Source organism: Anaerosinus sp., assembly GCF_965318445.1.
Genome location: NZ_CBDNNH010000017.1, coordinates 36423 through 62956 on the forward strand (window position 1 = coordinate 36423; position 26534 = coordinate 62956).

The following is a 26534-nucleotide window of genomic DNA, read 5'->3' on the forward strand; positions in this document are numbered from 1 at the left end:
ATTTTAAAGGTAAGATTAGTTTAAATCTGTAAAAGAGGTGAAGAGAAGTGTTACAAAAAGTCGTTTTAATTTTTGCTGGAATATTTCTATTTATGATAGGAACATGTTTTGCCGAGTTGTCACAAGATCAAAAATTTAATGTGAATTATACTGGGATTAATGGAGAAAAACTGTCTTTTGATCATGAAGAAGGATCTTCGCAAATTGTTGTAAAAAACAAATCTACAAAAAGCAAGCCAATTGATATTATTTTGAAGTTAAAGAATTCTCCGGATACAATTCATGACAAGCGGATTTTGACACTGCGTCGCATCGATGTTGCCGGTAAATCTTTTTGGTATGTGAAAAGCAGTTGGAGTGGAAAAGAGGCAGTTTCAATTAATACGCAATTTTGGTTAATTGGAGAATGTAATGGGAAAATTGTTCCCTATGCAACTGAGAAAATATTTGGTGATGTTGATACATATGATTCTATTTATATTATGCCTGCACAAGCTTATCGAAAACAAACGGCAAATGGTGTATTTAACCCAGAACCGGTGCTTGTTGTCGAAAAACATTTAGCAAACGATTATTTAAAAATGGAAACAGCGATTATTTATTGGGATGAAGACGCACAATGGTTCTCATATACGGGAAAATATTTATATCCATATCCCGTATATGTAGATGGAAAAGAAATATAATAAAAAAGTTATTTCTTCATAATTAATTGGAGAAATAACTTTTTTTGTGACAATTTTATGAAAATTACAACTTCTTTTACTTCTAAAATTTAAATAAATGAAATGCTTGTATTTCATTTATGAGTGTGCTATTATCCATTTGTGGCAGGTAGTAGATAACATCCTTGTTGGAGTTGTACTGTGGCTTGCTAGAAATTATATTCATAAATTAAAAGAAAATTTACCCGCTTAGATCTATAGTAGACTGAGACGGAAGGCGAATTTTTTATAGGATAACTATGCCTTTCGGAGTCTGCCGAAAGGCTTTTTTATTTGCCTGAAGCAGCAAAAATCTCGAAACTCCAATTGAGGTCTGCGGTGTTGGAGGATGGAAAATGGCAAAAATAACGGTAGCAACATTAAAGGAAAGAAAGCAAAGGAAAACACCAATTACAATGCTTACTTCCTATGATTATGCGATGGCAAGAATGGTTGATAATGCTGGCATAGATATGATATTAGTAGGCGACTCTTTAGGAAATGTTGTATTAGGGTATGAATCGACGATTCCTGTAACTGTTGATGATATGATTCATCATGCAAAAGCAGTATGCCGTGGGGTAAATCAGGCGATGGTGGTTGTTGATATGCCATTTATGTCATATCAAATAAGTGTTGTAGATGCACTGCGTAATGCTGGTCGCATCATGAAGGAATCTGGTGCACAAGCGGTAAAAGTTGAAGGTGGAAAAGAAATTATTGAAGTAGTGCGAGCAATGGTTGACGCGGGGATTCCTGTCGTTGGACACTTAGGGCTTACACCGCAATCTATTCATCAATTGGGTGGATTTAAAGTACAGGGAAAAGATATGGAAACAGCACAGAAGATGATTGATGATGCTAAATTGCTTGAGGATGCTGGTGTGTGCGCTTTGGTTCTTGAATGCGTCCCAGAAAAATTGGCACAGAAGATTACAGATACAATTCATGTACCGACGATTGGAATTGGTGCTGGTAATGTCTGTGATGGTCAGGTTTTGGTAGTGAATGATATGCTTGGTATGTATAGTGACTTTACACCGAAATTTGTTAAAAAGTTTGCTGATTTGAGTAAATTAATGCAAGAAGCAATTGAGGAATATAAACAAGAAGTTATAAATCGCGAGTTTCCTGCAAAGGAGCATACGTTTACAATATCGGATGAGGTTTTAGAAAAATTGTATTAATTGCGAGGTTAAATAAATGAAAATTAAAGTGTTAACTACGGTAGCAGAAGTTAAATCATTTGTTAGAGCAGTGAAAAAAGCAGGAAAAACGATTGGGTTAGTTCCGACAATGGGAGCGCTACATGAGGGACATTTAACGTTAATGCGTCATGCGAAAAAAAATGCGGATGTTGTTATTGCAAGTGTATTTGTAAATCCGACACAATTTGGTCCGAATGAAGATTTTGATGCATATCCGCGTGAATTTTCCCGTGATTGTGAAAAACTAGACTCCGTTGGTGTTGATGCGGTTTTCCATCCGAGTGCAGAAGAAATGTATCCAAAGGGATATACAGCTTATGTAACTGTAGATGGAGATATTACAAATAAATTATGCGGTGCAAAGCGTCCAGGACATTTTCGTGGTGTAGCAACAGTTGTTACAAAACTATTTAATATTACGGAGGCTGACAAAGCTTTCTTTGGACAAAAAGATGCACAACAAGTCGTTGTGATTAAAAGGTTTGTGCGTGACTTAAATATGAATGTTGAAGTGAATATGGTGCCGATTGTTCGCGCCGAAGATGGTTTAGCGCTTAGTTCGCGAAATAAATATTTATCCGATAAAGAAAAAAAAGCCGCTCTCGTTTTATCGCAAAGTTTGAAAGAAGCACAAAAAGCTTTTAAAAGCGGCAAAAAATCCGTAACGGAATTGAAAGCGTTAATAACGGAAAAAATTCAAGCAGAACCGTTAGCACAAATTGATTATATAGATATTTATACTTTCCCTGACTTAGAAGAATGTGAAATGATAGTGAAAGAAGCGCTGGTTGCATTAGCAGTTAAGTTCGGTACAACTCGCTTAATTGACAATACAATCCTAGGAGGAGAATAATGTTACTTAATTTATTGAAGTCAAAAATTCATTGTGCAACTGTTACAGAGGCAAATTTAAAATATATGGGCAGTATTACAATTGATGAAACGCTAATGAAAGCGGCAAACATATTACCAAATGAACGTGTACAAGTGGTGAATAATAATAATGGGGCCAGGCTTGAAACTTATGTTATTCCAGGTAAAGCCGATTCAGGTGTCATTTGTTTAAATGGATCAGCAGCAAGACTTGTGCAACCAGAGGATGTTGTTATTATTATGGCGTATGCTTGGATGGAAGAAAAAGAAGCGCAAGAATATCAACCGATCGTCGTTATGGTAGATGAGAAGAATAAAATGCGTGAAATACGCAGTAAAGAAAAAGAACGTCAAATAGATAAACAGAGTTCTTAACTCCATCTGAATTTTAGAAATCGTTATCCAAAGATAAAAAAGCGAACAAATTCAAATTTAGAATTTGTTCGCTTTTTTATTTGATAGCTAGGACAATAATGGTTTAAAATTCTACCTTACTCCTAGTCTATTTTATATAATATGAATTAAATTAACTTGTTTGCTAGTAGAACACCCTTTATGCTATTTGCACTGAAATGTAATTTTTCTAATTCGTCAGTTGGAAGGTTGACTTCAAAACGACGTTCAATACCGTTTTCGCTAATTAATGAAGGAAGACTTAATGCAACCTTTGTTAAACCGTACTCACCCATTAATGGCGTAGATACAGGAAGGATACTTCTCTCATTTCCTAAAACTGCCTTTGCGAGTCGACAAGCCCCCATCGCAATACCTGTATTAGTATAGCCTTTGCAATTGAGAACGTCGTAAGCAACTTGAACAACTGATTTTGCAACTTCCTGACGGTCGAGTGATTCCGATTTCTTAAAAAATTTATCAAGTTGATCAGCCGGAATTCCACCAATATTAAGTAAACTCCAAGCGGGAAATGCTGAATTTCCATGCTCCCCTAACATATACCCTTGTACATCTTTAGCATCTACGTTATAGTGATTTGCAATAATGCGTTTAAACCGTAATGTTTCTAATGTTGTACCTGTTCCAAATAAACGATTCTCTGGATAGTCAAAACATTTGGCTGCGCAATAAGTTGTAACATCTAATGGATTTGTAATCATGATGATTACAGCATCTTTTGTATAGTGGGTAATTTGTGGCATAATGTCATGAATTACGGCGATGTTGCGCTCTGCAAGTACAAGTCTGTCTAAATTTTCTCCAGGCATTATACTTGGCCCAGCAGCGATAATAATAACGCCTGCATCTTTACATTCTGAATAATCGCCAATGTGGACATTGATGTTTTGGCTATAGTTACAAGGTGTAGCGTGACTTGCATCAAGTGCTTCACCAAAGGCTTTTTTTTCATCCGTATCAATTAAAACAATTTCATTTGCTAATTGAAAAGCAATTGCTCTATTCAAAACGGCAGAGCCAACATGACCAACGCCGATAATTACCAGTTTACTTTTAAGAAATTTCATAAAGAACAACTCCTTAGATTAATCTTATCAATCAATGAAATTAAGTTTACAACTTTACAATAAATGAGTCAATAAAAAACAGAGGAAAATCCTCTGTTAAAAATACTTATTAATTAAGCGTATTAACGCAATTTGTGCTTGTCTTATTTCTTCGAGATTATTTATATTTGATATTGTTTCTAATCTTTGTTCAAATAAATGTACAATATTATTATGGTGGGCAAAAAGTAGGTTATAGCCCTCGGAAGTAATGGATATATTTACACTACGGCGATCATTTTTATCTTGTTCACGCGTGATATATCCAGACTTATGTAATTTGTCAATAATAGGAGACATTTGCTGCTTGGAAATTTTCAACTTACATGATAATTCACCAATCGTTTGTGTACCGTTATTACCGAGGCAGATCAGCGTTCCAAAATGGTTTAATGGCAAAGGAATCGAAAGAGGTTGAATAAATTTTTGATGAAAAATAGTAAGTAAATGTGAGAAATTTTCTGCAATTTCTTTATTTCTAGCAGTCGACATTGGTATAAGCTCCATTCTGTTTTTTAATGAAAATCCATTGACAAAATTATAGTATTACTATACTATAGAATTCGTGAATAGTAAATAGTTATTTACTATTGTAAAGGGGAAAACCTAAAATTTGCGGTGATTTTCATAAACTTTTAAATAAGCAGTCATGAAATTGTTGTAGGTTTTAAATAGTAAAGGGAGGTAGAGGAAAATAGTATTTTCAAGAAAAAAAATGAAAGCCTGTTGCTTAAGCTTGGTTGCTGTATTTGCGCTTTCGGCTGTTTTAGGGTGTGGCAATACGAAACAAGCATCACAAAGCGGACAACCAGTTAAAGTAAAAGCTGTTCAGGTCATTCAAAAAGATACACCGATGACTTCTGAATATGCTGGGCAAATTCAGGCAAAAAATGAAATTAAAATTCAAGCAAGAGTATCTGGCAATATTATTGAAAAGCTAGTCAATGGTGGGGATAGTGTACATAAAGGGCAACCTTTATTTAGAATAGATCCTCGTCAATATGAAAGTGCATTAAATTCTGCACAAGCAAGTTTAGCACAGGCAGAAGCGAATTTGAGTAATGCACGACTAGATACAGACCGCTATCGTCAATTGGCGGCCGCTGATGCAATTGCAGAGCAAACTTTAAATACACAACAATCTGTAGAAGAACAAAATGCAGCTGTTGTAGAATTTAATCGTGCAAATGTTCAAAAAGCAGCGGATGACCTTGCAGATACAGTAATTGTTTCTCCAATTGATGGTCGTATGGACGTTAACGATTTAAGTGTTGGTACGTATGTTACAGCAGGTTCTACTACTATGGCTACTGTATCATCAACGAACCCTGTATTCGTTCAATTTAGCATGAGTGAAAATGAATACTTAAAATTGGCCTCATTACACAAAAATGGAATGACAGAACAATGGGGGGAAACTGTTGCGATCACACTTAGTGATGGAACACAATACCCTATTACAGGTAAAGTAACGCAAGTCGATAGGGGCTTAGCACAAAATAGTGGGACATTAACTTTTAAAGCAACTTTTGAAAATCCAAATGCAATTTTAATCCCTGGTATGTTTGCTAGAGTAAAAATTAGCGGGGAAACAATTCCAAATGCCATCTTGGTTCCACAACGTGCTGTTCAACAGTTGTTGGAAAAGAGTTTCGTAACTGTAGTTGGTGCGGATAATAAAGCGGAATCACGTGAGGTAAAACTTGGTTCTAAAGTGGGTAGTTACTATATTGTCGAATCCGGTTTAACAGCGGCTGATCAAGTTGTTGTTGAAGGTTTAACAAAAATTCAAAGTGGTGTAGCCCTAGATGTGACTTTAGTAACTCCAGAAGAGTTGCAATTGTCCTTAAATTAAGGGGGCGAATAGATAGTGGCAAAATTTTTTATTGAACGTCCGATTTTTGCAATCGTAGTTTCTGTGATGATGGTACTTTTAGGTACGATTTCAGCTTTCAGTTTACCGATTGCACAGTATCCACAGATTCAGCCTCCGACAGTTAGTGTATCGACTTCTTATACAGGAGCGAATGCTGATGTAGTTAACCAGACGGTTGCTCAGGTAATTGAGCAGCAGATTAATGGTGTTGAGGGTATGGACTATATGTCATCTACAAGTGATGATAGTGGTCGTTATAGCCTTAGTGTAACATTTTCTTCTGACACTGATGGGGATATCGCATCAGTACAAACACAAAATAAAGTAGCACAGGCAAATGCGAGCTTGCCAAGTGAAGTAAAACAAGTCGGAATTACGACGAAAAAAGCTTCAACAGATATGTCCTACATGGTTGCTTTATATTCGCCAAACGGAACATACGATTCGGTTTTCTTAAAAAACTATGCGGATATTTATATCTTTGATGCATTAAAACGCGTTAAAGGTGTCGGCGATATTATGGTATTCGGTCCGGACTTTTCCATGCGTGTATGGATTAATCCGGATAAAATGGCAGAGCTAGGATTAACGATTGCCGAAGTTTCTAAAGCAATTCAAGAACAAAATATTCAAGCTCCGGCAGGTACAATTGGTCAGATGCCAGCTCCTGACACACAAGAGTTTCAATATACGGGTAAAGTTCAAGGACGTCTTACAACAGCAGAGGATTTTGGAAACGTAATTGTTCGTGCAGAGCCTAATGGTTCTTTTATCTATTTAAAAGATATAGCTCGAGTAGAAACAGGTGCGAAAACTACAAATATTAATAGTACTTTAAATAATATGAATTCAGTTGGCTTTGGTATTCAATTAACAAATGATGCTAATGCGCTTGAATCTGTTGATGCTGTAAAAGCAGTTATTGAGGATGCGAAAAAGAGCTTCCCACCAGATATGGAAATTAAAGAGATTGTTGATAATACAGAGTATGTAAGGGAATCCATTCATGAAGTTGTTAAGACTTTCTTTGAAGCTTTATTACTTGTATTATTAGTAGTATTCCTCTTTTTACAAAGCTGGCGTGCAACGCTTATTCCAATGCTTGCAATTCCAGTATCGTTAGTTGCGACCTTCGGTGCGTTCGCCGTATTGGGATTCTCAATCAATACGCTAACGTTATTTGCGATGGTTCTTGCGATTGGGCTTGTAGTTGACGATGCGATTGTTGTTATTGAAGCCGTTGAGCACAATATGCGTTATAAAGGTTTATCTCCAAAAGAAGCAACAAAACTTGCTATGGATGAAGTATCAGGCCCGGTAGTTGCTATTGCATTCGTACTTGCTTGCGTATTTATTCCAGTTGCATTTTTCAGTGGAATGACAGGAATTCTGTATAAACAATTCGCGCTCACAATTGCGATATCAATGGCTTTATCTGCTTTCGTGGCATTGTCGTTAACGCCAGCACTTTGTGCGATGATGTTAAAACCACATGATCCTAATGCCCATAAAGGCTTCTTAGGAAGGTTCTTTGATAAATTTAATGAATGGTTTGAAGCAAAAACTGAAAGCTACGGTAAAGCTGTTCATGCAGTAATTAAGAAAGCAAAATATGCATGTTTATTTTTGCTGATTGTTATTATTGGCACATATGGAATGTTTAAAATTGTACCAAGTACATTTATTCCAGATGAAGACCAAGGGTTTTATCTAGTATCAATTTCTTTACCAGAAGGTACGAGCTTAAATCATACAAAAGAGACAGTAAAAAATGTTGGTGAAGTATTACGATCTCAACCAGGCGTAAGAGATACTTTAGAGATTGTCGGTTATGATATTTTATCTGGTTCTTCTAAATCTAATGCGGGAACGATGTTCGTTGGGTTAACTCCTTGGAGTCAAAGAACTACTGAGGACTTAAAAATTGATGCGCAAGTAAAACGCGCTTATGGTGCTACTGCTCAATTTGGTGAAGCTAGTATTATGGCAATGAATATGCCAGCATTACCTGGTCTTGGCATGGTTGGTGGTTTCACAATGATGCTTCAAGATATGTCTGGACATACAGATGAAGAGTTAGATGCGATTACAAAACAATTTGTTATGGCGGCGAATCAACGTCCAGAAATTGCGAAAGCATATTCAACGTTTAAAATTAATTCTCCAGGAATTGAATTTGAAGTTGACCGTGAAAAAGTAAAAAATCTTGGGGTAAATCTTGATGATGTATTTACTGCTCTGCAAGTAAACTTTGGTGGTACACAAGTCAATGACTTTAATCGCTTTGGGCGTACTTATAAAGTTATGATGCAGGCGGATACACAATTTAGAAATGAAGCAGATATGACACGGTTCTTATATGTTAGATCTTCAACGGGGATGATGATTCCTGTCGATACTCTTTTAAAACCAAAAACGATTACTGCGGCATCAAGTATTAGCCGTTTTAATGCAGCACGCAGCATTCAAATTAATGGTGCAGCAGCTCCGGGCTATAGCTCTGGTCAAGCATTGAAAGCAATGCAAGAAGTTGCAGAACAAACTTTGCCTGATGGATTTAAATACGAGTGGTCAGGGCAAAGTCGTGAAGAGTCAAAAGCAGGCAGCAGTACGATGATCATCTTTGCGTTAGCAATCATCTTTGTATTCCTCTGTTTGGCAGCTCTTTACGAAAGCTGGAGCGTTCCGTATGCGGTATTGCTTTGCGTACCGACAGGTATTTTTGGGGCTCTTTTAGCAGAGTACTCAAGAAATCTTCAAAATAGTGTTTATATGCAAATTGGGCTTGTTATGTTGATTGGTTTAGCGGCGAAAAATGCAATTCTAATCGTAGAATATGCAAAAGTTCGTGTTGATCGTGGTATGGAACCAGTTGAAGCTGCGATTGAAGCTGCTAAACTCCGTTTACGTCCGATTATCATGACGTCACTTGCCTTTATTATTGGATGTCTTCCATTGGCTGTGGCAACTGGTGCAGGGGCGGCATCAAGAAATGCAATGGGGACTGCCGTTGTTGGTGGTATGTTAGTAGCAACGATAATGGGAATTTATCTAATTCCGGTTATGTTTGTTGTTGTTGAAAAACTAGCAGCTAGATTTAATACACGGAAAAAGAAAAACGTGCAAAAAGATGTTACAATAACTAAATAAAGTATTTTCAATAGGCTTTATTTTAGAAATGCGTTTGGCATAGCCAAACGCATTTCTTTTAAAATCCTCAAAACTGTAGTATAATGGTAAAACTAAGATAAGTAGACTGTTATAGAAAACGATTAGAAATCTCTATGGACAGTTGAAACATTCAATGAAATAATAGCTTTTTTAAGCAGATTGATCATTGAATAAATAAAGTAGGAGGAATAAACGAATGAAAAAACTATTTTATCAAAGTAAGAAACATTTATTTATTTTTGCAGTAACTCTTTTCGCAATAATCGTGCTACCACTTAGAACTGAGGCGGCTCCATATACATATACGAATACGGAATATGGTTTTTCTATTACTTGCCCAGATAAACCGCAAGGCATTATTTCTTTAAATCGAACACGGGATGAAAAAGGGGTCCTCTTAGTATTTGAGGGAGATGCGAATGAAGTGAAGTATGGTTGGCTAATTTTAGTTGATGCTTTTACGGATAAAGATATGCCAAAATTGAAAGATATGCCAAAGCAGGAGTTGGATGCTTATATGCAACTTTTACTTCATAATGGGGCAAATGAAGTTGTAGCTGTAGTGCCAATTGAAGAAGACCCAGCACTTTACACAATTAATAAAGGTGAAAAAAAGGAAGCCGTTACATATATTCAAAGTAAACGTAACTATATGGTAACTTTAATTTCACCAATGGATAAATTTAAAGAAAGAATTAATCCATATCAAGAAGGGTTAATTAGCTTTAAATCAAAATAAATTATTTTTGCTATTAAAAGGCTTTCGGGCACGGCAAATCAGTAAGATAAAAGGGATGTTAACTAATATTAGTTAGCATCCCTTTTTGTATAAATCCTACTTTTTTGAACAAGATAATTATAAAATTTATAAAAAAGAAGCTTTGTTCTGCGAGAAGGAGTGTTAGAATGGGGATTTTAGATGGAAAAGTAGCATTAGTTACAGCGGCAACACAAGGAATTGGTAGAGCTTCAGCTATTATACTAGCGAAACATGGAGCTAGTGTATATATTGGGGGGCAAACGATTGAATCAGGGGAAGAGGTAGTAAAGGAGATTGAAAAAAACGGTGGACGAGCAAAAGCGCTTTTTTTTGAAGCAACACAAATTGAGACTTATCAATCAATTGTAGAGGAAACTGTAAATACTGAAGGAAAAATTGATATTTTAGTTAATAATTATGGTCGCACAAATGTGAAAAAGGATTTTGATTTATTAAAAGGAGATACTGAAACTTTTTTCGGAATTTTGCAAGATAACATTCAAAGTGTTTATTTGCCGAGCAAATTTGCAATTCCGTATATGATAAAAAATAATGGCGGTAGCATTGTTAATATTTCAAGTATAGGTGCAATTTTACCTGATGTGTCAAGGTTGGCTTATGGTGTTTCAAAAGCAGGAATTAATTTTTTAACGCAAAATATCGCAGTACAATATGCACGTCAAAATGTAAGGTGTAATGCAATTATGCCAGGCTTAATTGCAACTAATTCAGCAATGAACAATATGAGCAAAGATTTTATTGAGACTTTTTTAAAACACGTTCCAATAAAACGATTTGGTAAACCAGAGGATATTGCAAATGCAGTTTTATTTTTTGCCAGTGATCAATCTGCATTTATTACAGGGGAAACACTTCCTGTTGCAGGTGGTTATGGTCTTCCAGCGCCTCTTTATGGTGAAAATGTTATGCAATAACAAGAAATCCATAAGAAAAGACTTTAGGCTACTTTTATTTTTCTGAATATTTAGTATAATTAAACTATTAGGAAAAAGATAGGGGGAAATGTAGAATGAAGTCAATAAAAGCACAAATAATCTTAACAATGAATCTTATCAGTATTATCTCTATTTTTTGTATAGGTGGATTCTTCATTTATCAGATGATTAGCGCTAATGTGAATGCAAGAGAAACTTATCGTACACAGCTTGAAGAAAAGTATAATGATGAGTTTCGATTACAAGTGCAAAATGTAGTTAGTTTAGTAGAAAAATTTCATCAGGATCAGGAAAAAGGATTGTTAACAGAAGAACAGGCGAGAAAACAAGCAGCAGATTTAGTAAGAGAGCTGCGCTATGATGATGGCAAAGGATATTTTTGGATTGATACAGCAGAGGGGATAAATGTTGTTTTATTAGGACGCCCGGCAGAAGGAAAATCTAGAATTAATGATGTTGACCCGAATGGTGTATACTACATAAAAGAAATCCTTCAAAATGGACAAAAAGATGGTGGTGGCTATTCGGAATATTCTTTTCCAAAGCCTGGTGAAAGTGAGCCATTAAAAAAACGTGCATATAGTATAGCGTACAAGCCTTATAATTGGGTAATTGGCACAGGGAACTGGGTGGATGAAATCGATAAAAAATCAGCAATCTATAATGAGAGCCTTAATGAAAATTTGAAAAAAGATATTTTACTTGCTATAGGTATTCTGATTGTAATTCAAATGATTGTTTTATTTATTTCAGTTTATATTGGACGATATTTTGCTGCACCAATTATTGCTGCGACGAATAAAATTGATAAGTATTCAAAAGGCGATTATTCCCATGATGGAAGTTTAGCAGTTTTTCAGCGAAAAGATGAAATTGGCACGATGATTAAAGCACTCTATCTTTTAGATTTAAATATGCGAAATTTATTAAAGTCAATTTCAAGCTCTTCTGAGCATGTAGCATCTGCATCAGAAGAACTCACAGCAAGTGCGGACCAATCGGCTTTAGTTAGTGGACAAATTGCAACATCTATTACAGACGTAGCAGCTTCCTCAAATCAACAAGTGGATGCGATAAACTCTGTCTCTTCCGTTGTTCAGCAATTATCTGCAAGCATTGAAGAAGCATCGGCAAATGCATCTCTGTCAGCAGATAAAGCTTCTCAAGCAGCTGAGACCGCTAAAACAGGTGGTGCGGATGTATATAATGCAATTAATCAAATGAATTTAATTGAAGCTGCAGTGAATGATTCAGCAGAAGTGGTAAGAAAATTAGGAGAACGGTCAAAAGAAATCGGAATGATTGTTGATACAATTTCAGGAATTGCTGGACAAACTAATTTATTGGCACTAAATGCAGCAATAGAAGCGGCACGTGCGGGAGAACATGGACGTGGCTTTGCAGTTGTTGCTGAAGAAGTAAGAAAACTTGCAGAGCAATCACAAGATGCAGCAAAACAAATTGCAAATTTAATTCATGAAATTCAAGGTGATACAGATAATGCTGTACTTTCTATGGATAAAGGTACAAAAGAAGTGCAAGATGGAACAAAAGTAGTGATCAGTGCGGGAGAATCGTTTAAGGAAATTGTAAATTTAGTAGAAAGTGTTGCACAGCAATCTAGAGGGATTGCTGCAACGATTCATGAAATGGCTACAGGAACAGAACAAATTGTAATTTCTGTACAGTCAATTGATGAAAGGACAAAAAGAGTAGCTGAAGAATCAGAAACGGTATCAGCAGCAACTGAAGAACAAACTGCATCTGTTAATGAAATTGCTACAGCTAGTCAGTCCTTAGCGACGATGGCACAAAAACTACAAGTGGAAGTAAATAAATTTAAAATTTAGACAAATAATTATGGGTAAAGGTTGTAGTTTTTACTGCAACCTTTATTTTATAAAATAGTTATATAAAGAAGGCTTTCAGATAAGATTTATTTTTGTTGAAAATCCATTAAATAGAATGATTTTGTCATATTTTTGTCGTGAATTTTTGATAAAATAACTTCAAGAAATAGGCAGAGGTGATAATAATGAATAAAAATTTACGTTTTTTATATTGTATGAATTGGACATTGCTTATCATTGGCATCGTTTGTCTAGTTACGGGTTATATTTTAGATTTTCATATTTTCCGTGAGATCTTTGTTCGATCAACAATGGGAATTTTTAAACAGGTGCATAAATGGAGCGGTTATTTTTTCACAGCGTTCTTACTTTGGCATTTGCTTAATAAATGGGGATGGTTTAGCGGAATGACAAAAAAATTAAAAGAAATAAAAGAGGAGTAGAGTTTAAATTATGCTAAAATTTCTTGAAGATTTAGCATAATTTTTTTATCAGATATTGATTTCAACGCAAAATCGCGGTATTATATCAATAGATTAGCACTCACGACGTTAGAGTGCTAACAATAATACTGAAAAAAGGGGTTTGAATAATGGCAAAAGAAATGCGCGAGTTTCAAGCTGAAACGAAACAATTACTGGACTTGATGGTTCATTCTATTTATACGAATCGTGAAATATTTTTGAGGGAATTGATATCTAATGCGTCAGATGCGATTGATAAACTTCGTTTTGAATCATTGACGAATAAAGAATTACTAGAAGGCAAAGAAGATTTTGAAATTTTCTTAGTCCCAGATAAAGAGAGTCATACATTAACGATTTCTGATAATGGGATTGGGATGACTTATGATGAAGTGATTGAAAATGTCGGAACGATTGCAAAATCAGGCACAAAAGCATTTTTAGAAAAATTAAAAGAAGAAAAAGAATCTACGACGGATAAAGATTTAATTGGACAATTTGGTGTAGGTTTTTATTCTGCATTTATGGTAGCGGAAAAAGTAACTTTAATCACACGCAAAGCCGGCGAAACGAAAGCAGTAAAATGGGAATCCACAGGTGACGGTAGTTACAGTATTGAAGAAACGGAAAAAGAAACGCGTGGGACAAGCATCATTTTAACGCTTGGTGAAGAATTCTATGGTGATAAAGCAGAGGAAGACTTTACGAATGAATATGCTTTAAAAGCATTAGTAAAAAAATATTCCGATTACGTTCGCTTCCCAATTAAAATGAATTTTGAACTTGAAGAAACACCAAAAGATGATGAAGGAAAAGAAATTGAAGGGGCTGAAAAAGTAAAACGTATTGAAGTACGTACATTGAATTCTATGCGTCCACTTTGGACAAAGAATAAGAGCGAAATAAAACCAGAAGAGTACACTGAGTTTTATAAAAATTTATTCCATGAGTGGGAAGAACCGTTTGAAGTGATTCATTCCAAAGCAGAAGGTACAGTGGAATATACGACGATGTTATTCCTGCCAAAACGTGCACCATATAATTTATATCATACGGATTATGAACCTGGCATTCAATTATATTCTCGTCATGTATTTATCATGGATAAATGTAAAGAATTATTGCCAGATTACTTACGGTTCGTGCGTGGGCTTGTAGATTCACCAGATTTTTCTTTGAACATTTCTCGTGAACTTTTACAACAAAGTCGTGAATTAAAATTAATTGGGAAAAATCTTGAAAAGAACGTATTGAAGACTTTAGATAAAATGCTTAAAAATGAGCGTGAAAGATATGAAACGTTCTGGAATGAGTTCGGGAAATCCTTTAAAATTGGCGTCTACACTGCTCCTCAAGATAGCAGCAAATTAAAAGACTTATTGCTATTTGCTACATCTAAAGAAGGCACAGCCCTTACAACATTAAAAGAATATATAGAAAGAATGCCGGAAAGTCAAAATTTAATTTACTATGCAACTGGTAAAGATGCAGCTACTATTGAAAGATTACCGCAAATGGAATTATTGAAAGAAAAGGGCATTGAAGTTCTATACTTATATGATAATGTAGATGAATTTGCTATTGAAGCATTACGTGAATATGGTGATAAGAAATTCCATTCTGTAAGTCGTGGCGATTTAAATCTCGATGATGTAGAATCACAAGAAGTTAAGAAAGAAACAGAAACAATTGCGAAAGATAACGAAGATTTAATCAAGGCAGTGAAAGAAAATTTAGAAGGCAAAATTGCTGATGTGAAAATTAGTAACCGTCTAAAATCAAGCGCTGTTTGTTTAGTCAGCGGCGATAACGGCATCAGCTTGTCAATGGAACAGGTTTTTGCTGAAGCAAATAATCCAATGTTTAAAGCAAGTCGTATTTTAGAAATCAATCCACATCATGAAGTATTTAGCAGGCTACAATCACTTCATAATGGCGAGCAGAACGATACCTTTAAAGATTACTGTGAAATGCTTTATGCACAAGCTTTATTGATTGAAGGCATCTTGCCAGAAGATCCAATTGGTTTTGCAAATAAAATTGCAAAATTGATGGCGGACAAGTAATTTTAGGTAAGGTTAGTTTTTCAAAGAATTTTCAAAGAAAACTATAAGATAATAGAAGATGTAGATGAACCCATTTACTTCATCACAAATGTACTTACCTCACTAAGTACACACATCCATTTTATCTTATTCGAAAATAATCAGAGCTTTGGCTCTGATTATTTTTGTTTGTATAGCCATGAAAAAAGTGCCTGCAATGGCACTTTTTATCCAGAGATAGGATTCAGATAAATTGAAAACGCCACCTAAATCAAGACTACTTCATTTTGATAATGGCAATTTGATTATTACGGTAGTTCCCTCCTTTAATTGGCTGTCAATTGTAATACTTCCGTCATGCTGTTCGATAATCCATTTGGCTAAGGAGAGGCCGAGACCACTGCCGCCTTTATGACGAGATTCGTCCACTTGATAGAACCTGTCAAATAATTTAGGCAGGTGATGCTTGGCAATACCTTCTCCTGTATCGTTAATTGTAATAATACATTTATCATAAGAAATAGTAAGCTTGGTTGTAATTATGCCATTAGTATCTGTATGACGTATTGCATTGTCTAAAATGATGGTGAGGACTTGACGAATTTTAGGTTCATCAGCAAGTATCGTTGTCGGAGTGAATGATGAATAGTTAAGTCGTAAGGATTTTTTCTCGGCTAATAATTGAATGGATTTCAATGTATCGATAATTAATTCATCAATTCGAATTTTTTTCATGCTTAGTAGCTGTTGTTTAGCATCGGCGCGTGCCAAAAATAACAGAGAGTTAATAAGCTGTGACATACGAGTTGTTTCTTCTTGAATATTATGAATCCAATGAGTGTTTTCATCGATAGTTTCTTTGCTGTTTGCTCCTTTTAAAATATCTAAATTGGTTTGAATAATTGTTAATGGCGTTCTTAATTCATGCGAAGCATCAGATACGAAATTCTTTTGATTTTTTAACGCCTTACGAATTGGTGCTATTGCTTTGTTTGCCATGAAGAAACTTGCAGCAAAGGAAAGAAGTGCACAGCAGAGTCCAACGAGAAGAAATATGTAGAGCTGAGATTGTAACAACTCATTTTGTCTAGATAAATCATTACATACAATTAGCGTTTCGGAATCGCTTAACATTGTTTTGGTGTAGATGATGTCCGTATTAACAAAAGAAATTTTTCCTTCAGTTTGAGGAAGTGTTAAAATCTTTTCAACAAAGGCAGGGATTAAATCATCTTTAATAGTAATTCCTGAGGAACAAGCAATAATTTTTTGATCTTTTACCTTTAAATAAAAAAAACTGGGTTCTGGTGGGGGAATCATACCAATGATTGTTGGGGGATGCTGACGCTTGCGTTCTGGAATATCTGTAAGCTGGCCAGACCTAATTTCCTCACTTAGTTTACTCATCACGTGATAAGAACCTTGATTTACGCCATAGTTTGTTAACATAAAGGTACCTGTGATAAGAACTGTAAATAATGCCATAATAATAGCGACGTTAATAAAAGTTAATTTTAAACGCAACTTGTTAAACATCAGTATCCTCCTCAAATGAGTACCCAATACCACGGATTGTTCTTATATTAGGAATGTTAAGCTTTTTGCGCAGGTAATAGATATAAAGATCCACATTGGAAATATTAGCATCACTGTCGTAGCCCCAGATTTTCTCCATGATTCGCTCTTTGGTAATCACTTGTCCGACATTATGCATAAGCAGTGATAAGAGAGCGGCTTCTTTTGCTGTTAATTGAATTTTTTCATTACCTTTGATCGCTTCTCCGTGCAGAATGTGAAGCGTAAGATCACCAATAGAAATGGTATTGTCTGTTGTTTTTTTATTTGTACGGCGTAACAATGCTTTAATACGTGCAAGAAGTTCTTCTGTAAAAAATGGTTTGATTAGATAATCATCTGCTCCACACTCTAAACCTTCCACTCGGTCACTAGGAGCATCTTTTGCTGTTAAAAAAAGTATAGGGATAGTAAGTTTTAATTTTCGTATTTCTTTTAATACAGATAAACCGTCTAAATGTGGCAACATGCGGTCGAGAATAATTACATCATAGGGATTTGTACAAGCCATATTTAATCCTGTTAATCCGTCTAAAGCTGTATCGACTGTATAACCGGCTCGCCTCAACAGGACAGTTAATGCTTCGCTTAACTTAACTTCATCTTCAATTAAAAGTAATTTCATGATAAAATCCTTTCATTTGCATTCTATAGCATTTTTACTATATCGCATAATTCTTTGAAGAAAATTTGTTTTTTATGAAAAATTCATCTAATATATAGTATAAAGTATAAAGAAGTAATAGAATAGTCATAATCTATTGAAAGAAAAACGTCAATAAAGTAAATTATTTAAAATTTAAAGGGGATAGAGAATGAAAAAATTTTTTCAAGAATTAAAAATTAGTGAGAATTTGTGCAAAGTTTTAAAAGAAAATGGAATTACAGAGGCGACACCTGTCCAAACAGCGGCTATTCCAGCGATAAGAAGTGGGAATGATGTTGTTGTGCAAGCACAAACGGGAACAGGGAAAACACTGGCTTTTTTATTGCCGATTATGGAAAAAATAAAAGTGAATGTGCCAGTTGCACAATCTCTAATTGTTGCACCAACACGAGAATTAGCACTTCAGATTACAGCCGTTGCACAAAAGATTGGTGCGCCAATAGGTGTGCGTTCCCTTACTGTTTATGGTGGACAGGCAGTAGATAGGCAAGTACAAAAGCTAGGACAGAATCCACATATTATTATTGGAACGCCAGGGAGGATTCTTGACCATTTACGTCGTAAAACGCTGGATTTATCTAGTGTGAACAAAGTGGTTTTAGATGAAGCGGACCAAATGATGCATATGGGATTTATTGAAGAAGTTGAAGGAATTTTGAAAGAAACTGCTGGAGATCGTCAGTTGATGTTTTTCTCGGCGACGATTCCTGATAGGATTCGTGGATTATCTCGCCACTACATGCGAATGCCGCAAGATATTAATATTAAGTCAGAGACGATTACATTAGAGGGTATAGAGCAAATTATTATTGATACAAATGAAGCATCAAAACTAGATCAATTATGTGCGATGATTAATCAATATCAGCCATATCTAGCAATGGTATTTTGTCATACAAAACAACGTGTTATACAAGTGACTGCGGAACTTGCAAAACGTGGGTATTTAGTTGATGAATTGCACGGAGACCTTACGCAAGCGAAGCGTACCCTTGTTATGCGGAGATTTGCTACTGCGAAATTGCAGGTTCTTGTAGCTACGGATATTGCTTGTCGTGGGCTAGACATTGAAGGTGTAACCCATGTATTTAATTATGATATTCCACATGATGTGGAAACATATATTCATCGGATCGGTAGAACTGGACGCGCTGGTGAAATTGGCAAAGCGATTACTTTTGTTAATGCTCGTCAATACGATTATCTTCGCATGATTGAGCAGGGAATTCAAACTAGAATTCAGAAGGAAAAGGCAACAGTAAAAGCAAACAAAGAGCAGGTGGCGAAATCTTCAAAAGAAGGAAATGAAAAGAAAAATGAAAAAACCGAACAGCAAAAACGTGCGCCATTAAGCAAATATGCAAATCGCAAAGGCAGTGGCCATGGTGGAGTGAATCAGCGCAGTCGCCGTAAACCAAAGCCAACAGGGCAACAAAGTCGCGAAACTGCATCGCGCAGACCGAAGAAACGACGATAATTTAGATAAAGCCGCCTTTGGGCGGTTTTTTTCTTGCTTAAAATTACTATAGGCGCTATAATATAAATGGGCATATGCTCAATTGGAGGTCGGCTGTAATGGTGAGAATACGTTGTTGTGGTATTGTCGATGACTTTCCTAGATGCAAGAGATTTTTAGCGGAAGCAGAGAATGCGGAAACAATACTTTTGCAGGTGGAAGAGTATGAGGCGATTCGATTGAAAGATTATGAAGGTCTGGAGCAAAATGAAGCCGCAAAAATAATGGGGCTTTCAAGAGCAACTTTTCAAAGAGTATTGCAGTCGGCAAAACAAAAAGTTGCAGAAGCTTTAGTTAAAGGCTGCAATATATTGATTGAAGGGGGATTTTTTAAAATGGCAAACAGAAAATTTGAGTGTCAGGATTGCAAACATGTATGGGAAGTAGCACCTTGTAGTGAAGGTGGTAAACATGGATATGAAATTGAGTGCCCGAAATGCGGCAGCTTAAAAAAGATTAAATTAATGAATGGTGAACGTCATGTTTGTGGTGGTGGGCATCATGGGCAAAATGGTCATGGATGCTGCGGTGGGCATCACTAAGAATAGATAAAAATCTAAGAAAAGGCAAAGGTATAGATTGATATACTTTTGTCTTTTTTTGTAGGAAAAAAGAAATTGTACAAAATATACAAAATATTTTGCATATTAAAATATTTTTATGTATAATTAATATGTAGAATTTAATAAATAAAAATAATGAAATGATAGGAGGAAGAAAATTGAATTTATCTGTAAAAATCTTAATTTCATTGATTCTAGCAATTATTGCCGGATTAATCGCTGGGGCGGAAAACCTACCTTGGATTAAGCTGTGGATTGCACCAATTGGGACAATGTTTATCAATTTAATCAAAATGATGATCGTTCCAGTTGTTATGGCATCAATTATCGTAGGTGCAGCTAGTTTGGGTGATACGAAAAAGTTAGGTAGAATTGGCGTAAAAGTTATGGCATTTTACTTAATTACTACAGCCATTGCGATGATTATTGGGTTAGGTGTTGCTGGTGTAGTTCATCCTGGTGATGGGATTACCATTGCAGCAGAGGCAGCAAAAACAGATGTAAAAGCTGCTCCGACAATTATGGAAGTAATTGTTAACATGGTTCCAGCCAATCCGTTAAAAGCGATGACAAATGTGGACATGTTACCGATTATCGTATTTTCATTGATTATTGGTATTGGAATTACGCATGTTGGGCAAAAAGCATTGCCATTACAAAATTTCTTTGAAGCGTTGGCGGAAGTGAGTTATAAAATTATTACTCTTATCATGGAACTTGCTCCATATGGTGTATTTGCGTTATTATTACCAGTTGTTGCGGCAAACGGACCAAAAGTTTTATTGCCTTTATTATCTGTAATTATTGCGGCATTTGCTGCTAGCATTCTCCATGCTGTTATTACTTATGCAAGTGTAATACAAGCAGTAGGGAAAATGAGTCCGATTAAATTCTTTAAGGGTATGGCTGAAGCGATGATGATTGCATTTACTACTTGTAGCAGTGCAGGTACGCTTCCAGTTAATATGAAGAACTGTCAAGAAAAGCTTGGTGTATCTAAAGAAGTTTCTAGTTTCGTATTACCATTGGGGGCTACCATCAATATGGATGGTACAGCAATCTATATGAGTGTTTGTACATTATTTATTGCGAATGTATATGGTGTTGACTTAACTGCAGCACAAATGTTAATCGTAGTGTTAACTGGTACTTTGGCTTCTATTGGTACAGCTGGTGTCCCAGGTGCCGGGATGATTATGCTAGCTATGGTATTACAAGCAGTTAACCTTCCACTAGAGGGAATCGCGTTGGTTGCTGGTATTGATCGTGTACTTGATATGTGTCGTACGACTCTAAATATTACAGGTGATGCGGCAGCAGCAGTTGTAATTAACAAAACGGAAGAAAATAAATAAGATAATTTCGTCATACGATGATGATAAGTGAGATGATGTGTAGAGAGATTTTTCTTTCTTTGCACATCATTTTTTTGTAGCGCTTCCATAGAAAAAGGATTTTCGCGATTGGAGGAGAATTTTTAAGTCGGAATAAGTGAAAGCAAGTGAGGGAGATTTTAGATGTTACAAAAGAATAAAGCAACGTTTTTATTGTTTTTAATGATGATTTTATTTATACTCAGCTATCCATATCGCGATGGTTTTTGGGGCGGCCTATTCAATGCTGGGATGCTTGCGGCTGTTATTGGGGGCTTAGCTGATTGGTTTGCTGTGCGAGCATTGTTTGAGAAGCCATTGGGAATAGGTTATCGAACAGAAGTAATCCCGCGTAATCGCGAACAGATTTTTTGCGATATGATTACGTTTATTAGTAAAGATTTACTTGGAAAAGAAAACATCATAAGGGTTTTAGATCGTTATTCATTAATGAAGCTAGCGCTTACCTATGTTGATGAATCAAAAGGTGATGAAAAAATCAAACAATTTCTTTATCAGATGGTTACCCTTTTTCTTAAAGAATCGAATAAAGAGCAGTTAGCTAAAATTTTAGAAAATTTATTGCAAGAAAAAGTAAAAGAAATGAATACAATTAAACCGGTGATTGAAGCTTTGATTCATATGCTTGAGCGTGATGAAGAAGATGCTTTCATTAAAGAATTACTCGTAGAATTGGAAGTATATGTTCACCATCCTGCTGTTGTAGGCGTAATTGAGCAAATTGTAACGCAGATTAAACGGCAATATACTGGTCAGACAGAAATGCGTGAAATGGCAAGTCGTTTCTTAGACTTATCAGAAGAAAAAATTGCAAAAATGGTACAGAGAGAAATTATTCAATATTTGCATGACTTACAATTTCGTACACATCCACTAAGAATTGATTTGAAAGTTCGCATCATTGAATGGTTACTTAATCAGAAAGAAAATAAACAACTTGAAGAAAGTTTAAACCAATTCTTAGAATATATGATTAACGAAAAACTAAATGTAAGTAATGCGATTGTAAATTTTTTAAACGTTCTTTTGGAAGAGCAAAAAATGAATTTAAGACGCTTAATTGATCAAATTGTTGATAATCAAATTCAACGATTGCGTAGTGATGATAAATTGCAGGAGAAATGCGAGCAATTTATGAAAGAAATCGTTATGCATGTTATTTCTGAAAAACATATTGTTTTAGAGATGAAAATACGAGAAAAATTAGATGGATTGTCTAATGATGATTTGAAGAATCTTGTGGAAAATCGGGTGGGGGACGACTTGCAGATGATTCGTATTAATGGTTCTGTTGTAGGCGCAATAGCTGGTATGATGCTTTATGTCCTTACATTTCTTGTAGAAAGGTTTGTTTAAGATGCAAAGAAGGCTTAATCAAGCAGACAAAGCTTTAGGGGTTGCTGCAATTTTATTTGTTATTTGTCTGCTATTAAAAATTTATTATCCGCAATCTATTTATATTAAAGGATTGTTATTTTGTGCAGAAGCTGCGTTGATTGGCGGGATAGCCGACTGGTTTGCTGTTACAGCGTTGTTCAAAAAACCGCTTGGTTTCCCTTATCATACGGAAATTATTCCGCGTAAACGTCAGCAAGTCATTGAAGGGTGTATTAAACTCGTACAAAAGGAATTTTTTACGAAAAAGCAAATGTTGTTATGGTCTAAAGAAGGAGGATTTATCGACTATATATTGGCCTACGTAGAAAAAAATAATTTTCAAAAGGAAATCAGCAGAAGAATTCTAGATTATTTTGAGCAGTTATTATCTTCTCTGAACGCAGAAGCGTTGGCAATGCAGCTTGACATGTTAATTCATGAAAAAGTGCAGAACACGAAGTTATTGCCCCAAGTAAAGAATATGATGATAGACTTTATCAATTCTGAGAAAGGGTCTACACAAATAGATATTTTGCTTAAACGGGCGATCCAAAAGGTAGAAGAAGGCGCGATTAACGATAAAGTGAAAGCTTATTTGGAAGAGTATCTGGAGGAAAAGAGTCAAGGGCTATTATCGATGATGATGATGTTTATGGCAAAGCAAAGCAATGTTTTAAATGTTGATGAAATTGCCCAAACTGTACAGGCGCAACTTATTTATACCCTTACAGAGATGCGTGAAAACCATAACCATCAGATGCGAAGAGCTTTGATAGATGAGCTTAAAAATAGTCTGCACCGTTTACCAGACAATATTGAATTATGTCAAAGCTTTGAATCTTTAAAGATGAGCGTTTTTAGCGGATTACAAACCAAGCAGTTATTAAAGGAATTAATTGAATCTATAATAATATCCTTAAAGCGCCCTGAGTCTGAGGAAAATGCACTCGTGAGGCAGGGTCCTTTAGTTGAAATTATTACAACAAATGTTGAGAATGCTTTATATACATTAAAGAATGATATTGTGTTGAAGCGTAATTTAGAATCTTATCTCCAAGATGTTGTGGGGAGAGCATTACTTGAAGGGCGCAATATGATGGCAGTAATTATTCGCGATGTATTAGAAGGGTTAACAAAAGAAGAACTTAATCGATTAATTTATGAAAAAGTTGAAGAAGATTTAATTTGGATTCGAATGAATGGGTGTATAGTTGGGGCATCTATTGGCTGTATTATTTTTATTGGGCTACACTTGGTTGGATAGTTTAAAAAAGACTTTTCTAAAATGAAAAGTCTTTTTTTCGTTGGGGATAATATCCATACATATTTTTTTTTATTAGGGGGAAGTTTTTGATAGGTAGTGTGAAAATAAAGACACTGTTAACAGTGGATAAAGGATAAGTGTATGGAGAATATTGCGGGCAATTTTATTATGATCTTCATTTTATTGGCCAACTTTTTATTTGTTTTATTTATTTTATGTATTGAAAGAAAGAATCCTTCTTTAGCCTTAAGTTGGATTTTAGCGTTAGTGTTCTTACCGATTATCGGGTTTATTTTGTATTTATTATTTGGTACTAATATTGTGATTCGGAAGAAGAAAACTTTGGAAATGAAAAGACAACAGGATCTTTTTTATCATCTAAGTACTATTACAAGAATAAAGCTTAAAGGTGATTCTTTAGCATTACAGCATAACGAATTATTTACTTACCAGAAGCTACTGAATTTTAATTACAATGTTGGCGCATGTGCCTGTACGTTTCATAATGATGTACAAATTTTTATTGATGCCCAAGAAAAATATTTTCAACTTTTACATGATATAGAACAAGCTAAGGAGAGTATTCATTTACTATATTTTATTATTCGTGATGATAAAATTGGCAGAAAAATTATTGCAGCTTTGGCTAAGAAAGCAAAAGAAGGAGTGAAGGTAAGGCTTCTTTATGACCATGCTGGCTGTATTTTGACACCAAGTAGAACTTTTGCACCTATTATTGCCTGTGGTGGAGAGGTGAAACGTTTTTTCCCTATTAGTATAAGCAATTATTTAAGAGTGAATTTTCGTAATCATCGAAAGATTGCTGTTATAGATAGTAAAATCGGGTATTTAGGTGGAATGAATATCGGGGATGAGTATATGGGGCTTAGTCCCGAACATTCTCCTTGGCGGGATACGCATTTAAGAATCCAAGGCGAAAGTGTTTATTTTCTTCAATCTAGATTTATTGAGGACTGGTTATTTGCATGTAATTATCGTAATGTTGAGCAGTTTTCTGATAGTGAAAAGTTTTTTCCACCGGTGAATCAAGAATGTATTATTCCAATGCAAATTGTTTCTAGTGGACCAGATACGGCTGAGGAAGAAATAAAATGGAACTTAATGAATTTATTAAATTCGGCAAAATCTACTGTATGTATTCAGACACCTTACTTTGTACCAGATGAATCATTTATTGAAGCAATAAAAATAACTGTTTTATCAGGAATTAAAGTTATGATTATGATTCCGCATAAAACGGATAATATGGTTGTGCATAAGGTAAGTTTATCTTATCTAGGTGAGCTTCTTGACTATGGAGTTGAGGTTTTCTTATATCCAGGTTTTTTGCATGCAAAGATGATGGTAATTGACGAAACTGTTGCAACAATTGGATCGGCAAATATGGATATGCGCAGTTTTTCTTTGAATTTTGAAGTGAATGCGTTTTTTTACAATGAGGAATTTGCAAAACGCTGTAAAAGAATTTTTTCTGACGATATGAAAGAGGCTCGCCCCTTTACATTGCAAGAATATAATAATCGCAATTGGGGCGAGCGGATGATCGAAGGTATTTTTCGGTTATTAGCTCCGTTGTTATAATTTTACTTTGTTGGCACAGGATTTAATTAATTCTAAAACGATGGTGGCTGTTTTATAAAGATCTTCTTCAAGGATAAACTCTTCTGTTGTATGGACTTTGCTCATTCCTACACCTAGTACAGCACATGGAAGACCTTTAGCATTAAAATAGTTGGCATCACTGCCTCCTCCAGTTGCAGCAAGCTCTAAATTAATATGTGCATTTTTTATTGCTTCTGTTGCAATTTGGATTAATTGACTGCTGGTATCAAGTTCGTAAGAGGAATATTCATGCTCTAAAATAATATCTATGCTGGCTTTATTCTCTATCGCTACTTTGGAAAATGTATCTGACATATGCTTTGTTTGATTCGCTAATTTTTGCGGAGAACAACTACGGGCTTCACAGAATATTTCTACGTATTCTGGAACAATATTTGTTGCAATACCGCCATGAATAATACCGATATTCGCTGTTGTTTCTTCATCAATTCTTCCAGATTTCATAGTGGCAATTGCTTTGCTGGCGATGGTAATTGCATTTATGCCACTTTCAGGAGCAATACCAGCATGAGCGGATTTTCCTTTGATTTTAGCAGTGATATTATCCTGTCCTGGCGCTTTGATAATAACTTTACCTGGATTGCCGCTAGAATCTAGGCAAAAGCCAAAATCTGATTTAATCCATTCTTTATCTAGGTATTTTGAGCCGTTGAGTCCGCCTTCTTCGGCTACAGTAAAAATCACTTGAATGCCGCCATGGGGAATTTCTTTTTCTTCAACGATACGAATAGCTTCGAGAATACTGGCGATACCCGCTTTATCATCACCGCCAAGAATGGTCGTGCCATCAGAGGTAATCATTCCATTTTTTAAACGGGGTTTTACGTTTTCACAAGGGTTAACACAGTCCATATGAGCGGATAATAACAAAGTGGGTGTATTTGCTTTAGTGCTATTCAAATAGGCGATTACGTTACCACAATTGCCACCAAAAGACTCGCCTGTTTTATCTTCAGTTACGGTTAGCCCAATATCCGTTAAGAGATTTTTTAAATAATCTGCTATTTGGCGTTCATTTCCTGTAGGCGAAGATATTTTTACTAAAGTCAAGAATTCTTCTAATATACGTATTTTATTTATCATGAAATCACCGTCCTTTAGTTATTT

Annotated in this window: 22 protein-coding genes; 17 read left to right on the top strand and 5 right to left on the bottom strand. The window is 35.4% G+C overall.

Going from position 1 to position 26534, the window contains the following annotated elements; translation table 11 throughout:
- Nucleotides 1-47 precede the first annotated feature (47 nt).
- The 4 genes from ACWZFG_RS07910 to panD all read left to right on the top strand — a co-directional run bounded on the left by ACWZFG_RS07910 (nucleotide 48) and on the right by panD (nucleotide 3160).
- Nucleotides 48-686, top strand: coding sequence for a hypothetical protein (locus ACWZFG_RS07910; RefSeq protein ID WP_418626514.1), 639 nt, complete (start codon nucleotides 48-50; stop codon nucleotides 684-686).
- Between the two features lie 374 nt (nucleotides 687-1060).
- Nucleotides 1061-1891: a 3-methyl-2-oxobutanoate hydroxymethyltransferase gene (gene panB, locus ACWZFG_RS07915; RefSeq protein ID WP_418626513.1), complete on the top strand. Its 831-nt coding sequence runs from the start codon at nucleotides 1061-1063 to the stop codon at nucleotides 1889-1891.
- Between the two features lie 22 nt (nucleotides 1892-1913).
- Nucleotides 1914-2765: a pantoate--beta-alanine ligase gene (panC, locus tag ACWZFG_RS07920; RefSeq protein WP_418626517.1), complete on the top strand. Its 852-nt coding sequence runs from the start codon at nucleotides 1914-1916 to the stop codon at nucleotides 2763-2765.
- Complete coding sequence (gene panD / locus ACWZFG_RS07925) at nucleotides 2765-3160, top strand: aspartate 1-decarboxylase (RefSeq protein WP_418626512.1); 396 nt, start codon at nucleotides 2765-2767, stop codon at nucleotides 3158-3160. Before panC ends, panD begins: the two co-directional genes overlap by 1 nt.
- Before the next feature lie 146 nt (nucleotides 3161-3306).
- On the opposite strand, the gene ACWZFG_RS07930 is transcribed toward panD, so the two are convergent.
- Nucleotides 3307-4266 (bottom strand): L-lactate dehydrogenase, encoded by a 960-nt coding sequence (locus ACWZFG_RS07930; RefSeq protein ID WP_418626511.1) that lies wholly within the window; start codon nucleotides 4264-4266, stop codon nucleotides 3307-3309.
- 96 nt (nucleotides 4267-4362) lie between these two features.
- Complete coding sequence (locus ACWZFG_RS07935) at nucleotides 4363-4797, bottom strand: MarR family winged helix-turn-helix transcriptional regulator (RefSeq protein WP_418626510.1); 435 nt, start codon at nucleotides 4795-4797, stop codon at nucleotides 4363-4365.
- Between the two features lie 223 nt (nucleotides 4798-5020).
- Between ACWZFG_RS07935 and ACWZFG_RS07940 the strand changes: the two genes are divergently transcribed.
- The 7 genes from ACWZFG_RS07940 (at nucleotide 5021) to htpG (ending at nucleotide 15448) form a co-directional block, all read left to right on the top strand.
- Entirely contained in the window at nucleotides 5021-6160 is a 1140-nt protein-coding gene (locus ACWZFG_RS07940; protein ID WP_455577373.1) for an efflux RND transporter periplasmic adaptor subunit, read from the top strand.
- 15 nt (nucleotides 6161-6175) lie between these two features.
- On the top strand, nucleotides 6176-9331 hold the full coding sequence (locus tag ACWZFG_RS07945) for an efflux RND transporter permease subunit (RefSeq protein WP_455577374.1): 3156 nt from the start codon (nucleotides 6176-6178) through the stop codon (nucleotides 9329-9331).
- Between the two features lie 217 nt (nucleotides 9332-9548).
- The gene (locus ACWZFG_RS07950; RefSeq protein ID WP_418626507.1) at nucleotides 9549-10091 is read left to right on the top strand and encodes a hypothetical protein; all 543 of its coding nucleotides are present in this window, start codon (nucleotides 9549-9551) and stop codon (nucleotides 10089-10091) included.
- A gap of 167 nt (nucleotides 10092-10258) precedes the next feature.
- Nucleotides 10259-11047: a 7alpha-hydroxysteroid dehydrogenase gene (gene hdhA / locus ACWZFG_RS07955; protein WP_455577375.1), complete on the top strand. Its 789-nt coding sequence runs from the start codon at nucleotides 10259-10261 to the stop codon at nucleotides 11045-11047.
- Nucleotides 11048-11142: 95 nt separating this feature from the next.
- Nucleotides 11143-12918: a methyl-accepting chemotaxis protein gene (locus ACWZFG_RS07960; RefSeq protein WP_455577376.1), complete on the top strand. Its 1776-nt coding sequence runs from the start codon at nucleotides 11143-11145 to the stop codon at nucleotides 12916-12918.
- A 185-nt stretch (nucleotides 12919-13103) separates the two neighbouring features.
- On the top strand, nucleotides 13104-13361 hold the full coding sequence (locus ACWZFG_RS07965; RefSeq protein WP_418626503.1) for a DUF4405 domain-containing protein: 258 nt from the start codon (nucleotides 13104-13106) through the stop codon (nucleotides 13359-13361).
- Between the two features lie 149 nt (nucleotides 13362-13510).
- Nucleotides 13511-15448: a molecular chaperone HtpG gene (htpG, locus tag ACWZFG_RS07970; RefSeq protein WP_418626502.1), complete on the top strand. Its 1938-nt coding sequence runs from the start codon at nucleotides 13511-13513 to the stop codon at nucleotides 15446-15448.
- A gap of 261 nt (nucleotides 15449-15709) precedes the next feature.
- Here the strand turns inward: htpG and ACWZFG_RS07975 are convergent, their stop codons facing one another.
- Together ACWZFG_RS07975 and ACWZFG_RS07980 are read right to left on the bottom strand one after the other, a co-directional pair.
- Nucleotides 15710-16963: a sensor histidine kinase gene (locus ACWZFG_RS07975; RefSeq protein ID WP_418626501.1), complete on the bottom strand. Its 1254-nt coding sequence runs from the start codon at nucleotides 16961-16963 to the stop codon at nucleotides 15710-15712.
- Nucleotides 16956-17627, bottom strand: a complete 672-nt coding sequence (locus tag ACWZFG_RS07980; RefSeq protein ID WP_455577377.1) for a response regulator transcription factor — start codon at nucleotides 17625-17627, stop codon at nucleotides 16956-16958. The genes ACWZFG_RS07975 and ACWZFG_RS07980 overlap by 8 nt, the downstream gene beginning before the upstream one ends.
- A 190-nt stretch (nucleotides 17628-17817) precedes the next feature.
- On the opposite strand from ACWZFG_RS07980, the gene ACWZFG_RS07985 reads away from it, so the two are divergent.
- The 6 genes from ACWZFG_RS07985 to cls all read left to right on the top strand — a co-directional run bounded on the left by ACWZFG_RS07985 (nucleotide 17818) and on the right by cls (nucleotide 25385).
- On the top strand, nucleotides 17818-19146 hold the full coding sequence (locus ACWZFG_RS07985; RefSeq protein WP_418626499.1) for a DEAD/DEAH box helicase: 1329 nt from the start codon (nucleotides 17818-17820) through the stop codon (nucleotides 19144-19146).
- A gap of 98 nt (nucleotides 19147-19244) precedes the next feature.
- Nucleotides 19245-19727, top strand: coding sequence for a DUF134 domain-containing protein (locus ACWZFG_RS07990; protein WP_418626498.1), 483 nt, complete (start codon nucleotides 19245-19247; stop codon nucleotides 19725-19727).
- A gap of 179 nt (nucleotides 19728-19906) precedes the next feature.
- Entirely contained in the window at nucleotides 19907-21103 is a 1197-nt protein-coding gene (locus ACWZFG_RS07995) for a dicarboxylate/amino acid:cation symporter (RefSeq protein WP_418626497.1), read from the top strand.
- Nucleotides 21104-21265: 162 nt separating this feature from the next.
- A complete protein-coding gene (locus tag ACWZFG_RS08000) occupies nucleotides 21266-22498 on the top strand; it encodes a DUF445 domain-containing protein (protein WP_418626496.1) in 1233 nt (410 codons plus the stop codon).
- Nucleotide 22499: 1 nt separating this feature from the next.
- Nucleotides 22500-23783 carry a DUF445 domain-containing protein gene (locus tag ACWZFG_RS08005; RefSeq protein ID WP_455577378.1) on the top strand — a complete coding sequence of 428 codons (1284 nt, stop codon included), beginning with the start codon at nucleotides 22500-22502 and terminating at the stop codon, nucleotides 23781-23783.
- Nucleotides 23784-23924: 141 nt separating this feature from the next.
- Nucleotides 23925-25385 carry a cardiolipin synthase gene (gene cls / locus ACWZFG_RS08010; protein WP_455577379.1) on the top strand — a complete coding sequence of 487 codons (1461 nt, stop codon included), beginning with the start codon at nucleotides 23925-23927 and terminating at the stop codon, nucleotides 25383-25385.
- Here the strand turns inward: cls and ACWZFG_RS08015 are convergent.
- A complete protein-coding gene (locus ACWZFG_RS08015; protein ID WP_455577380.1) occupies nucleotides 25380-26510 on the bottom strand; it encodes a M20/M25/M40 family metallo-hydrolase in 1131 nt (376 codons plus the stop codon). The two genes, cls and ACWZFG_RS08015, sit on opposite strands and share 6 nt — an antisense overlap.
- Nucleotides 26511-26534 lie beyond the last annotated feature (24 nt).